We start from the raw sequence: 13,414 nt of genomic DNA, 5'->3' as shown, positions 1-13,414 counted from the left end.
GGAACCTCGACCATCCGAAGGATGGACGGGGTATCAACATATCTGGCGTTGACTTTTGGCACGCTGTTGAGTTCTCAAGGAACGGACGCTTCCTTTGTACTCACCCGAGAGACTCTCTCAGGCTTTCCTCCGGGCGCTTCCCTTCGGTCTTGCGTCTCCGACTCTATCAGATCCTTTTCCGATCCGATCTCCTCGGTGCTTTCCAGGTTCCCGCTTCCGCGTTTCCCTTTCCGGCGGTTCCGACTCTATCAGATCCTTTCAGGCCCTGATTCCCCGTCAGAGGGGGTTGTCTTCCCGGCCCTTGGGCCGTTCCGACGTCCCAAACCTTAGCGGACTTTCCCGGCGTTTCCCAATCGGTGTCGATCGGGCTGCCGAGTCCCCCGCGGAATTGAATTCGGACATGCCGAAACAGTTCCCGGAGGAAGGTCGTGCTGGTGGTTGGGGTTGCCGCTGCTGCGGCGGAGGTGCTGCCGCAGAACCGTTACGGCTCCGTGGCAACCCGAAGAACCTTACGGATACCGCAGGGGGCTGTCAAGCTCCCCTGTCAAGATCTTTAATCGAGGTCGCTGAGCCGGCCACCGGCGTCGGGCTGGGCGTGCTCGACCCTGCGCAGAAGGCGGGTGAGGACCTCGCCGAGGGCCGAGCGCTCGTCCGGCGACAGGTCCTGGAGGAGGTCCTCCTCGAAGACCGTGGCGAGGCGCATGGCCTCCAGCCACTTCTCGCGCCCCTCCGCCGTCAGCTCGACGATGACGCGGACCCGGTTCGTCTCGTCGCGGTCGCGCGTGACCAGACCTTCCGCCACCATCCGGTCGATGCGGTGGGTCATGGCGGCCGGCGTCAGGCCGAGACGCTTGGCGAGGTCGCCGGGGCCCAGCCGGTAGGGGGCGCCGGACAGGACCAGGGCCTTGAGGACCTCCCAGTCGGTGTTGCTGATGCCCAGCTCGGCGGTCTGCCGGCCGTACGCGACGTTCATGCGCCGGTTGAGGCGGGAGAGAGCCGAGACGATCTTCTCCACCTGTGGGTCGAGGTCCTGGAACTCGCGCTGGTAGGCGGCGATCTGTTCTTCGATTGACGGCTCGCCGACGCCGGAGGTGTCGCCCATGGCCGCAGTATGGCACGTCGCTCCTTTGCCTTGAAGTCCTTCGCTATGTACTCTTTAGCTTCGAACTTTAGCTTCTAAGTCTTCAGCTCTAAGGGCTGGAGCGGACGACTCGAGAGAGGGTGAACGTGACCAGGGCAATGGGCGCCGCGATGCGCCGGATCCACGTGGGCAACGCACTCAGCGCGTTCGGGCTCGGTTTCACCGTCCCCTACCTGTACGTCTATGTGGCGCAGGTCAGGGGACTGGGATCGGTGACGGCGGGTCTCGTGCTCGCCGTCTTCGCCGTGGCCGCGCTGATCGTGCTGCCGTTCGCCGGGCGGGCCATCGTCCGGCGCGGCCCGCTGCCGGTGCTGCTGTCCGCCCTGGTCGTCGCCGCGGTCGGTGCGCTGAGCCTGGGGCTGTCGGCCTCCGCGGCCACGGTGCTGCTGTCCGCCGCGGCGCTGGGGGCGGGACAGGCCGTGATGCAGCCGGCGCTCGCCACGATGATCGTGGACTGCTCCCCGTCGGAGACCCGGTCGCGGGCGTTCGCGATGCAGTTCTTCCTGCAGAACCTGGGGCTCGGCGTCGGCGGGCTCATCGGCGGTCACCTGGTCGACACCACGAGCGCGTCCTCCTTCACGCTGCTGTTCGCGATCGAGGCGGCAATGTTCCTGCTGCTGGTCGCGGTGATGGCGACGGTGCGGATGCCGCGTGCGCCGCGGGTGGCGGACGCGCCGGGGCAGGCTGCCGGCGGCGGCTGGAAGCAGCTGCTGGGCAACCGGGCGATGGTGCAGCTGTGCGTGCTGGGCTTCGTGCTGTTCTTCGCCTGCTACGGGCAGTTCGAGTCGGGCCTGAGCGCGTACGGCGTCGAGGCCGCCGGTATCTCGACGTCCGCGCTGGGCACGGCGCTGGCGGCGAACACGCTGATGATCGTGGTCGCGCAGTTCGCGGTGCTGAAGTTCGTGGAGCGGCGGAAGCGGTCGCGCGTCATCGCCGCCGTGGGTCTGATCTGGGCGGTCGCCTGGGCGGTGGCCGGGTACGCGGGGCTCGGGCACGGCAGCCAGACGATGGCGACGGCCGCGTTCATCTCGACGTACGCGCTGTTCGGGCTGGGTGAGGCGATGCTGTCGCCGACGCTGGCGCCGCTCGTGGCCGACCTGGCGCCGAGCGGGATGGCCGGGCAGTACAACTCCGCCTTCGCCCTGGTGAAGCAGCTCGCGCTGGCGATCGGGCCTGCGGTGGGCGGGCCGCTCGGGGCCTCGCTGCACGCGCCGTACATCGTGGCGTTCACGCTCTTCTCGCTGGTCATCACGGTGCTGGCGCTGCGGCTGGGGCGGCAGCTCACTGATGTGCAGAACCAGCCGTCGCTCGCGCGGAGCCGGGTGGTCACGCAGGGCGGGGCGCCCGCCGACGCGGTGGCGGCCGCGGACGCGTGACGGCGGCCGTGACGGGGCCCCCGGCCGATACGGCCGCGGGCCCCGTCACGGTTTCTGCAGGAGGAACTCGCACCAGACGGCCTTGCCGCCGCCGGGGGTGTGTCTGGCTCCCCAGTTGGAGGCGATCGTCGCGACGATGGCGATGCCCCGGCCGGACTCGTCCCCCGGCTGCGCGCAGCGGCGCAGCGGCAGGTGGTCGTCCCCGTCGGTGACCTCGATGATCAGGCGGCGGTCGGTGCGGCGCAGGCGCAGCCGCATGGGCGGCGTGCCGTGCTGGAGGGAGTTGGCGACCAGTTCGCTGGTGGCCAGGACGCCCGCGTCGTGCAGGTCGGCGGGGAAGCGCCAGCTGGTGAGGACGCCGGAGGCGAAGGCACGTGCGCGGGGTGCCGCCTCCACGCCGCCGAGGAGTTCCAGGGTGGCGTTGCGGAAACGCTCGGCCTCGGCGCCGCTGCGGGCGGGGTGCTGGAGGACCAGGACGGCGACGTCGTCGTCGTGCTCCGGGGTGACGCCGGCCGAGCGGACCAGGCGGTCGCAGATCACCTGGGGGCTGCCGGTCGCACCCGCCAGGGCGCGTTCCAGGGCGGCGATGCCCTCGTCCAGGTCCTCGTTGCGCCGTTCCACCAGGCCGTCGGTGTAGAGGACGGCGGTGGAGCCGGGGGCCAGGGCGATCGAGTCGGAGGCGTGCATCCAGCCGCCGGTGCCGAGCGGGGGGCCGGTGGGCTCTCCGGCACGCTGGACGGTGCCCTTCTCGTCGCGGACCAGGATGGGCAGGTGCCCGGCGGAGGCGTACACCAGCCGGCCCTCGTTCGGGTCGTGGATGGCGTAGACGCAGGTGGCGATCTGGTTGGCGTCGATCTCGGCGGCGAGGCCGTCGAGGAGGCGGAGGACCTCGTGCGGGGGCAGGTCGAGGCGGGCGTAGGCCCGCACGGCCGTGCGGAGCTGGCCCATGACGGCCGCCGCGCGCACCCCGCGGCCCATGACGTCGCCGATGACCAGGGCGGTGCGGCCGCCGCCGAGGGTGATCACGTCGTACCAGTCGCCGCCGACCGCGGCCTCGGTGCCGCCGGGGTGGTAGGTGGCGGCGACGCGCAGGTCGTCGGGCTCCTCCAGTTCCTGGGGGAGCAGGGAGCGCTGGAGGGTGACGGCGGTCTCGCGCTGGCTGCGTTCGCTGGCGCGCAGGCGGGCGGCGGCCTCGGCGTGGTCGGTGACGTCGGTGGCGAAGACGAGGACGCCGCGTCCGCCGTCGTGGGCGCCCTCGGTGACCGGGGTGCAGGTGAAGGTGTAGGAGCGGCCGTCGGGGGCCTTGCGGGACTTGAGGGTGCGGGGTCTGCCGCTGCGCTGGACCTGGTCGAGCAGGGGGAAGAGGCCCAGCTCGGCGAGTTCCGGGAGGGCCTCGCGGGCCCGTCCGCCCGGGGGGCGGGTGCCGAAGGCCGTGACGTAGGCGTCGTTGACGTAGGCGAGGCGGTGGTCGGGGCCGTGGACGAGGGCGACGAGGGCCGGGACGCGGTCGAGGACGTCGCGCGCCGGCAGGTCGTCGACGGACGGTACGGGCGGTTCCGCGTCGGTCAGCTGCTCGGCGCGGGCGGTGGGCACGGAGCCGTCCGGGCGGTGGTCCGGGGAGTGCGTCGGGTCGGTCCGCGCGGTGGCGCGGCGTGTGCCGGGGAGTCGGGCGCTCCAGCGCGTGAAGTTCACGAATCCTTGCCTCGGGTAGTCGTCGGCGGCCGGTACCGGAACCGGCAGGGCCCGGGAGCAGCGCGGGGCGGACGGTGGCCCGCCCGCGGTGGTGGACCAGTCTGGCAGGGTGCCGGCCGGGCCGACATCCGTCGGACGCCGGGCCGGGCCGGGGAGTTCCTGGGACCGGGAAGGACTACTCCTTCGGGTTGCGCGGTGGTTCCCCGGAAGGCTCTCCACCGGCCGCGCGTTCGAATTCTGCGCGAGGGTGTTCGAGGGATCCGAGGGAGACGATCTCCCGTTTGAAGAGTCCGGCGAGGGTCCACTCGGCCAGCACGCGTGCCTTGCGGTTGACGGTGGGGACCCGGCTGAGGTGGTAGGCGCGGTGCAGGAACCACGCGGGGTACCCCTTGAGCCTGCGTCCGTACACGTGGGCGACGCCCTGGTGGAAGCCGAGGGAGGCGACGGATCCGGCGTAGGTGTGCGCGTAGGTGTCCAGGGGTTCGCCGCGCAGGGCGTGGGTGATGTTGTCGCCGAGGACCCTGGCCTGGCGGACGGCGTGCTGGGCGTTGGGGGCGCACTTCTGTCCCGGTGCGGGGGCGGTGACGTCGGGGACGGCGGCGGCGTCTCCGGCGGCCCAGGCGTGCGGGGCGCCGTCGACGGCGAGCTCGGGGGTGCACACGAGCCGGCCGCGGTCGTCCAGGGGCAGATCGGTGGCGGCGAGGAGCGGGTGGGGTCTGACGCCGGCGGTCCAGACGACCGTGCGGGCGGGGAAGCGGGAGCCGTCGCTGAGGACGGCGACGCGGTCCGTGCAGGACTCCAGGCGGGTTTCCAGGCGTACGTCGATGTTGCGGCGGCGCAGTTCGGTGACCGTGTAGCGGCCCATGTCCTCGCCGACCTCGGGCAGGACGCGGTCCGAGGCCTCGACGAGGATCCACTTCATGTCCTCGGCGGTGAGGTTGTGGTAGTAGCGGGTGGCGTAGCGGGCCATGTCCTCCAGTTCGCCGAGGGCCTCGACCCCGGCGAAGCCGCCGCCGACGAAGACGAAGGTGAGGGCGGCGTCGCGGAGCGCGGGGTCGCGGGTGGAGGAGGCGATGTCCAGCTGCTCGAGGACGTGGTTGCGCAGGCCGATGGCCTCCTCGACGGTCTTGAAGCCGATGCCGTGGTCGGCGAGGCCGGGGACGGGGAGGGTGCGGGAGACCGAGCCGGGCGCGAGGACGAGTTCGTCGTACGTCAGCCGGCGGGCGCCCGTGCCCTCGTCCCCGGTGGCGAGGGTGGTGACGGTGGCGGTGCGGCGGGTGTGGTCGACGCTGTGCGCCTCGCCGACGACGAGACGGCACCGGTCGAGGACGCGGCGCAGCGGTACGACGACGTGGCGCGGGGAGATGGAGCCGGCGGCCGCCTCGGGGAGGAAGGGCTGGTACGTCATGTAGGGGTCGGGGGTGACGACGGTGACCTCCGCCTCGCCCCGCCGGATCTCGTTCCTCAGGTTCCGCTGCAGACGCAGGGCCGTGTACATCCCGACGTAGCCACCGCCGACAACGAGAATGCGCGCACGTTCCTTCACCATCCCATGACGCACCCGTCGCTCGCGTTTGTCCACAGGCCCGGCGATTCGTATGACCGGTGGCCGGGTGGGTGCCCGGACGGCCGGATCGCCGTGCCGGTCCGTGGCGTCGCAGGTCAGCGGGGGTGCGTCCGTCGGCGGGCGGGGGCATACTCCGGGCGAATACGGCTCGTGCCCCGATCGGTGGGCACTCCGTGCGGAACCTGCCCCTTCTGAATTGACCCCCGCTCAACTATGTTCGTCCCCACGGCGTGTGGGGGGATGTGCTCAGGGGATCCGCGACGAACGGCTCCGCCGGTCCGGCCCGTACCGCACTCCGGCTTTCGATGACGGGGAGAGTCTCCGGGGGGAGACGTCATTACCGGGGGATTGGCTATGCATGTTCAGGACTCTCATCGGCCGTCCGCATCCGCGTCCGCTGTCGCGCCGGGCGGCGCGGTGAGCGCGGCGGCGGGCGCTCCGCGGGCGGGCTCGGGGCGTTCGGCGCCCCTGCGGGTGGACGCCCAGCGCAATCTGGAGCACGTGCTGCGTGCGGCGCGCGAGGTCTTCGGCGAGCTGGGGTACGGCGCTCCGATGGAGGACGTCGCACGGCGCGCCCGGGTCGGCGTCGGCACGGTGTACCGGCGTTTCCCGAGCAAGGACGTGCTGGTCCGGCGGATAGCCGAGGAGGAGACGGCCCGGCTCACCGACCAGGCCCGGGCGGCGCTCGGGCAGGAGGACGAGCCGTGGTCGGCGCTGTCGCGCTTCCTGCGCACCTCGGTGGCCTCGGGGGCAGGCCGGCTGCTGCCGCCGCAGGTGCTGCGGGTGGGGGTGTCGGACGACGCCGACGGCGCGGTGGGCGGTGGCACGGCCGGTGAGCCGCGGGTGCCGCAGCAGCGGCTGCAGCCGGGCTCCGGCGAACTGCGGCTGGTGCCCGGGGACGCGGTTTCCCCGGCGCCGGGCCACGGCGCGTCCGGTTCCGGCGCCGCTCCGGCGGCCGCGGCGGACGACCACGGGGCGGCGGCGCTGCTGGAGGTCGTGGGCCGTCTCGTGGAGCGCGCGCGGGCCGCGGGTGAGCTGCGGCCCGACGTGTCGGTGGCGGACGTGCTGCTCGTGATCGCCACGTCGGCGCCCTCGCTGCCCGACGCGGCACAGCAGGCGGCGGCCTCGGCCCGGCTGCTGGACATCCTGCTGGAGGGGCTGCGCTCGCGTCCCGCGTGACACCGGCCCCGGAGCAGAGCGCGTATTGATACCCCGAACGGTTGAACGTCAGTACCACTGCGGGGCAAGTACCCACGGACGGGTGACCGTCCGACCTGCCTCTCTCTGTCCGGATGCTCCTGTGGCACTCTGACCCGATGTTCGGATCTGGTCGGGCAGGGGGCGGGGGCTTTCCGCGATGAGCGTTGACGGGCGGGACGGCGCACGCGACGACGACGCCGTACCGGGTGCTCCGCCACCGGTTCCGGAGCAGGGGGGTCCCGCGCGCGTTCCGCGGGGCGGGGCCTTCCCCGACGGGGGCGTCCCGGCGCAGCGGGAGGTGCACGAGGACAGCGTGCTGCCGCCCCCGCGCGAGGTGCCCCCGCACGACGCGCCGCCGTCCGACGCCGAGCTGATCGGGCTGATGCGCTCGGGCGACGACACGGCCTACGAGGAGCTGTACCGGCGCCACGCGGACGCGGTGCGCCGGTACGCGCGCACCTGCTGCCGGGACGCGCACACCGCGGACGACCTCACCGCCGAGGTGTTCGCCCGCATGCTCCAGGCGGTGCGCGGCGGTTCCGGCCCCGAGCACGCCGTACGCGCCTACCTGCTGACCGCGGTCCGGCGGGTGGCCGCCGGCTGGACGCGGACGGCCGGGCGGGAGCACCTGGTCGAGGACTTCGCGGTGTTCGCCGCCCAGTCCGCGTACGCCGCCAAGGCCTCGGACGACGACACCCTGGAACTGGGCGCCGACGTCCGCGCCATGCGCGAGGCCGAGCAGTCCATGGCCATGCAGGCGTTCCGGTCGCTGCCCGAGCGGTGGCAGGCCGTGCTGTGGCACACCGAGGTCGAGGACGAGTCGCCGAGCGAGGTGGCCACTCTCTTCGGGCTGGACGCCAACGGCACGCGCGTGCTCGCCAGCCGGGCCCGCGAGGGCCTGAAGCAGGCCTATCTCCAGGCACACGTCAGCGAGGCCCTCGCCGCGGACGAGGAGTGCGCCCGCTACGCCGACCAGCTCGGCACCTACGCCCGCGGCAGGCTGCGCACCCGGGCCGAGCGCGGGCTGCGCAAACACCTGGAGGAGTGCGCCAGGTGCCGGCTGGCGGCCAGTCAGATCGAGGAGGTCGCGAGCGGCATCCCGGCCGTGGTCCCGGTCGCGGTCATCGGCTGGTTCGGTGTCGCGGGGTACGCCAAGGCCGCCGGGTTCGTCGCAGGCGGCGCGGGCGCGGGTGCGGCCGGTGCCGCGGGCGCCGCCGCCGCGGCGGGCGGCTCGTCGGGAGGGGCGGCCGGCGGTGCGGCGGCCTCCGAGGGGCTGGGCGCGCCGGTGAAGGCAGGCATCGCGGCCGGCGTGGTGGCGGTGGCCGCCGCGGCCGCGCTGGTCCTCGCGCTCACCGGCGGTGACGCCCCGCCCGGGCAGCCGCCCAGGGCGGCCCCTGCCGAATCGGCGCCCGCCGCCCAGCCGGCCCCGCCCACGCCCACTCCCCCGGCACAGCCGCCGCGCCCGCGTCCCCCGGTGGCCGCGCCCGAGCCGCCCCCGGAGCCGACGCCCACACCGACCCCGACTCCCACGCCTTCCCCGACGCCCACTCCCACGCCCTCACCGACCCCGGCCCCGACTCCGCCCCCGTCACCGAGCCCGACGCCCACCCCGGCCCCGACGCCTCCGCCCGCACCGGCCGTCTACCAGTGGAGCGAGCTGGCGTACGACCTCACCGGTGACGGCACCGGGCCCGAGATGCGGCTCGCCGGGAGCAGCTGGGTGTGGCAGCGCGACTCCCTGTCGATCGGCGACCGGCGGTACGCGCACGGCGTCACCGTGCACGGCCGCTCCTCCGTCACCGTCGACCTGAACCGCGCCTGCTCGGCCTACGACGCGCTGGTCGGCGTGGACGACCTGACGAGGGGACTGGGCAAGGTCCGCTTCGCGGTCGAGGCCGACGGCGTACGGCTGTGGAGCTCCGCGGTGCTGCGGGGCGGCGATCCGGCGGTGCCGGTCCACGTGGACGTCGCGGGCCGCAGGACGCTCCGCCTGGTGGTCGAGCCGCACGGTCCCGTCGACACCGTGGCGCTCGCGGACTGGGCGGAGTCGCGGTTCACCTGCGCGTAGGGCCTGCCGGTCGGATCATGCCGGCTCGCGGGGCGTCCGCTCACCCCCGCCGTGCCACGGTCCCCGCGCCGCCCAGCGCCCCCCGCTGCGGGGCGATCCCGGCGGGGACCGCGCGCCGGCGTGCCGGGGTACCGGTCCAGCAGGTGCCCCGGCGGGCGAGGAGACGGCGGAGCCAGAGCTCCAGGGAGACGAGGTCGGCCAGCCCGTCCAGCGGCAGCGGCTCGCCCGCGGCCGCCGCGCGCACCGCCTTGCGCACGACCCGGGCCTCGACCAGCCCCGCCTCCGCGAGCAGCGGCGTGTCGAAGAGGTCCAGCAGCGAGTCGGCGGCGACCCGCAGCCCGGCCCGCGCCGCGGAGGCCGCCACCGCCTGCGTCGGCGCTCCCCAGCCGCTCGGCAGGTCGCTCACGCCGGCGCCCTCCAGCACCGTGCGCAGGATCGCGGCCCGGGCGCCCGGCCGTACGCGCAGCGCCTCCGGCAGCGCACGGCAGGCGCGGACGACCTGGTTGTCGAGGAACGGCGCGTGCAGCCGCTGGAACCGGATCTCCGCCGCCTGCTCCAGCACCCGCAGATCGGCCGCCTGCCGGGCCAGTGCGGCACGCGCCCGGAAGTCGCCGGGCCGCTGTCCCGGACCGATCCCGGACCGCTGGACGGACGCCTGCAGGCGAACCGATACTTCAGCGAGCGCCTCCCCGGTCAGCCACCGCGCCGCCGGCCCGGGTCCGGCCCAGCTCAGCACGGCGAGCGACGCCTCCACGGCACCGCCGCCGCTGCCCGCGCCGCCCCCCGGTTCGTCGAAGCGCCGCCGCAGCAGCCGTTCGGCGAGTCCTTCGAGCCCCGCCCGGTAGGGGGTGCGCGACAGGCGCCGGGCCGCGGCGTACACGCGCGCGGGGACCAGCACCGAGCCGTCCGCCCTGGCGAGCGCGGCGACCGGACGTACGAGGTGGCGGCGTTTGCGGTCCATCAGCAGGTCGGCGAGCCGGGCCGGGTGGGCGTCCAGCACCTGCCGCGCCCCGTAGCCGGTGAAGTGGTCGGCGCTGCCGGCCGCCAGGCGCGCCCGGTGCCGTGCCGCCGACACCAGACAGGGGCCCGGTTCGTCGGTGAGGGGCCCGTCCAGCACGGTGTACGGCAGGACCTCCTCGCCGCCCGTGACCACCACGTGGTGCAGCCGCGGATCGGCGGCCAGCTCCCCCGCCCGTTCGAGTTCGGCCTCGCTGCCGCCGACCGCCAGGTCGTTGAAGGTGACGGCGAGCAGCCGCTCGCCCGCGCCCGTGCCGTGTCCGAGCAGGGTGCCCGGCATGCCCGGCAGCCCGGCGGCCAGCAGCGCCAGCGTCCCCGAGGCCGGTCCGCCGGACAGGTCGGCGCCGATCCCCGGCACCGGCATGCCGCGCGCGGCGCGCCGTTCGGCGGGTCCCATGCCCGGCACCGGTCCGGGGTCTATGCCGTCGCCGGGGACGTGCCGGGGCGCGGCGAGCCGGGTCCGCACGGCCTCCACCAGCGCGTCCCGCACCGCGTCCACGGCCCGGTCCGGGTCGGCGGCGGGCGCGGCCACCGCGAGCGAGGCGACCGGCTCGTACCCGGCGATCTCGCGCGCCCCCGCGCGCAGGATCAGCGCGTGCCCCGGCGGAACGCGCTTCACGCCGTCGTACGGGGTGGAGTCGTCCAACGCGGCCGGTACGTCGGGCGCGGCGAGCAGCGCGGCGAGGTGCCCGAAGTCGAGGTTGGCCTCGACGAGGTCGGCCAGGGGCAGCGCGGCGGTCGCGTACGCCGTGCCGCCCGCCCAGGGGGCGTGGAACACCGGGCGGGCGCCCGCGAGGTCGCCGCACACGGTGATCCGCCGGCCGACCTGGACGACGGCGGTGTAGCTTCCGGGCCAGGCGGTCAGATGGCGGAGGGCCCCGCCGCGGGCGGCGAACAGACCGACGCGCAGCTGCTCGTCGCTCGCGCCGCAGATGCCGAGGACGGCGATCCGGGTCCGGGGGTCGACCGTGACGACACGCACCTCGTCGGGACGCCAGTCGCCGACCGCCCACAGCGGGTCGGGGCCGCCCCACAGCGGCTGGGACCCCACGGGCTGCACCGTCCCACCGTCGTACCCGGTGGCACCGTCGTACCCGGTGGTCCCGTCGTACCCGGTGGTCTCGGCAAAGCCGCCGGTCACCGTGTTCCCCACGGGCCCCACGGCGGTGCTGCTCCACCCCACCAACCACCGCATCGACGCCTCCACAGGCTGGGGAACCAGTGCACCGTACGAACTGGTTCCCCATGCTGCCATGAAGGGCGCGCCACGGAGCGCCGGCGGTGCCGCATGTGCTCCCCCGAATGCGCCCCCGCGGATACCCGCGCGGGAGCGTCAACTCGCCGTCCCGGTAAGCGGTACAGGACGCGTGGTCCGCTCGGGGAGCGCACCGGCGACGTGAACGCGCCCCGTGGGCAAGCCCTTTGGCGCCCCCGCGCGCCCCCCGTTTCCCGTGGTGGGAGGGCCTGCGCGCGCGGACGGCAGGGGGTGCGTTCCGGCCAAATCCCCGCGTCACGGACGGTGTTGGGCACAGGCCGTACGGGCCCGGCGCACCGTACGGTGGCGTACGGTCCGGGAGGCGGGCCACGCCTCCCGGACCGGTCCGCCGCCCGCGGGGATGTAGGCGGCGGTCTCCCCCGGCCCACCGGATCCAGTACAGCGGGCCGACCCACGCACCGCCATGGAACCGGCCCGCCGATGGCCGGAGAAGAGCGCACGGGCGGGCGCACGGCCACACATCGGGAGCACGTGACGACGTTCCGTACAGGCGCCGCGCCCGCGTACGGGCCACAATCCCGCCATCCGGAACAATGCCTCTTAACGCATGGGATGCGGCGAACTACGCTGGGTTTACGAATGCCGCGCGGTTATGCCAGCACGGCAGCCGTCTGTGTCGAGGGGTGGCGCATGTCCAGGGAGCAACGCGGGCCGAACGAAAAGCTCGGCGCCGTTCTCGCCCTCGCGGGAATCAGCAACGCCGGCCTCGCCCGGCGCGTCAACGACCTCGGCGCCCAGCGCGGGCTGACGCTTCGCTACGACAAGACGTCGGTGGCGCGCTGGGTGTCGAAGGGCATGGTGCCGCAGGGCGCGGCGCCGCACCTGATCGCCGCCGCCATCGGCCAGAAGCTCGGCCGCCCGGTGCCGCTGCACGAGATCGGCCTGGCCGACGCGGATCCCGCGCCCGAGGTGGGTCTCGCCTTCCCGCGGGACGTCGGCCAGGCGGTCAGGTCCGCCACCGAGCTGTACCGTCTCGACCTCGCCGGCCGCCGGGCCGGCTCCGGCGGCATCTGGCAGTCGCTGGCCGGATCGTTCGCGGTGAGCGCGTACGCCACGCCCGCCTCACGGTGGCTGATAACCCCGGCCGACAGCTCGGTGGCGCGCGAGGCGAGCCCCGCGGAGGGGTCGGGCGCACCGGTCAAAGTCGGCCACAGCGATGTGCGGAAACTGCGCGAGGCCGCCGAGGACGCCCGCCGCTGGGACTCCAAGTACGGCGGCGGCGACTGGCGTTCGTCGATGGTCCCCGAGTGCTTACGCGTCGAGGCGGCACCGCTGCTCCTCGGCTCCTACTCCGACGAGGTCGGCCGCGCCCTGTTCGGCGCCTCGGCCGAACTGACCCGGCTGGCCGGCTGGATGGCCTTCGACACCGGCCAGCAGGAGGCGGCCCAGCGGTACTACATCCAGGCCCTGCGCCTGGCCCGCGCGGCGGCCGACGTCCCCCTCGGCGGCTACGTCCTCGCCTCCATGTCCCTGCAGGCGACCTACCGCGGCTTCGGCGACGAGGGCGTGGACCTCGCCCAGGCCGCCCTGGAGCGCAACCGCGGCCTGGCCACGGCCCGCACCATGAGCTTCTTCCGCCTGGTCGAGGCCCGCGCCCACGCGCGCGCGGGCGACGCGCCGGCGGCCGGCGCCGCCCTGAAGGCCGCCGAGAGCTGGCTGGAACGCGCCCGCCCGGGCGACAACGACCCGACCTGGCTCGGTTTCTACTCCTACGACCGCTTCGCCGCCGACGCGGCCGAGTGCTACCGCGACCTGAAGGCGCCGCGCCAGGTCCGCCGCTTCACCGAGCAGGCGCTGTCGCGGCCGACGGAGGAGTTCGTCCGCTCGCACGGCCTCAGGCTCGTCGTCTCGGCGGTGGCCGAGCTGGAGTCCGGCAACCTCGACGCGGCCTGCGAGCAGGGGGTGCGCGCGGTGGAGGTCGCCGGCCGCATCTCCTCGGCCCGCACCACCGAGTACGTCAAGGACCTCCTGCACCGCCTGGAGCCGTACGGCGACGAACCGCGGGTGGCCGAGCTGCGCGAGCGCGCCCGTCCGCTGCTGGTGACCCCGGCCTGAGCCGGCCGCGCCCGCCGGGTTC

Annotated in this window: 8 protein-coding genes; 4 read left to right on the top strand and 4 right to left on the bottom strand. The window is 74.4% G+C overall.

Annotated elements, in window-relative coordinates:
• Positions 1-553 precede the first annotated feature (553 nt).
• Positions 554-1,102, bottom strand: coding sequence for a MarR family transcriptional regulator (locus tag ACFYOJ_RS31110; protein ID WP_356557210.1), 549 nt, complete (start codon positions 1,100-1,102; stop codon positions 554-556).
• A gap of 137 nt (positions 1,103-1,239) precedes the next feature.
• On the opposite strand from ACFYOJ_RS31110, the gene ACFYOJ_RS31105 reads away from it, so the two are divergent.
• Positions 1,240-2,517: an MFS transporter gene (locus tag ACFYOJ_RS31105; protein WP_356557271.1), complete on the top strand. Its 1,278-nt coding sequence runs from the start codon at positions 1,240-1,242 to the stop codon at positions 2,515-2,517.
• Positions 2,518-2,562: 45 nt separating this feature from the next.
• On the opposite strand, the gene ACFYOJ_RS31100 is transcribed toward ACFYOJ_RS31105, so the two are convergent.
• Positions 2,563-4,209, bottom strand: coding sequence for a SpoIIE family protein phosphatase (locus ACFYOJ_RS31100; protein ID WP_356557211.1), 1,647 nt, complete (start codon positions 4,207-4,209; stop codon positions 2,563-2,565).
• Positions 4,210-4,384: 175 nt separating this feature from the next.
• Complete coding sequence (locus tag ACFYOJ_RS31095) at positions 4,385-5,758, bottom strand: NAD(P)/FAD-dependent oxidoreductase (RefSeq protein ID WP_356557212.1); 1,374 nt, start codon at positions 5,756-5,758, stop codon at positions 4,385-4,387.
• Positions 5,759-6,130: 372 nt separating this feature from the next.
• On the opposite strand from ACFYOJ_RS31095, the gene ACFYOJ_RS31090 reads away from it, so the two are divergent.
• Together ACFYOJ_RS31090 and ACFYOJ_RS31085 are read left to right on the top strand one after the other, a co-directional pair.
• Complete coding sequence (locus ACFYOJ_RS31090) at positions 6,131-6,955, top strand: helix-turn-helix domain-containing protein (RefSeq protein ID WP_356557213.1); 825 nt, start codon at positions 6,131-6,133, stop codon at positions 6,953-6,955.
• A 178-nt stretch (positions 6,956-7,133) separates the two neighbouring features.
• Entirely contained in the window at positions 7,134-9,044 is a 1,911-nt protein-coding gene (locus tag ACFYOJ_RS31085) for a sigma-70 family RNA polymerase sigma factor (protein WP_356557214.1), read from the top strand.
• A gap of 40 nt (positions 9,045-9,084) precedes the next feature.
• Here the strand turns inward: ACFYOJ_RS31085 and ACFYOJ_RS31080 are convergent, their stop codons facing one another.
• Positions 9,085-11,256 (bottom strand): asparagine synthase-related protein, encoded by a 2,172-nt coding sequence (locus tag ACFYOJ_RS31080; RefSeq protein WP_356557215.1) that lies wholly within the window; start codon positions 11,254-11,256, stop codon positions 9,085-9,087.
• 711 nt (positions 11,257-11,967) lie between these two features.
• Here ACFYOJ_RS31080 and ACFYOJ_RS31075 point away from each other — a divergent pair.
• On the top strand, positions 11,968-13,392 hold the full coding sequence (locus ACFYOJ_RS31075; protein ID WP_356557216.1) for an MFS transporter: 1,425 nt from the start codon (positions 11,968-11,970) through the stop codon (positions 13,390-13,392).
• Positions 13,393-13,414: the final 22 nt, after the last annotated feature.

Source organism: Streptomyces sp. NPDC006384, assembly GCF_042870695.1.
Lineage (GTDB): Bacteria > Actinomycetota > Actinomycetes > Streptomycetales > Streptomycetaceae > Streptomyces.
Note: the sequence above shows the minus strand (reverse complement) of the source record. Positions and strands in the feature narration are given on the sequence as shown.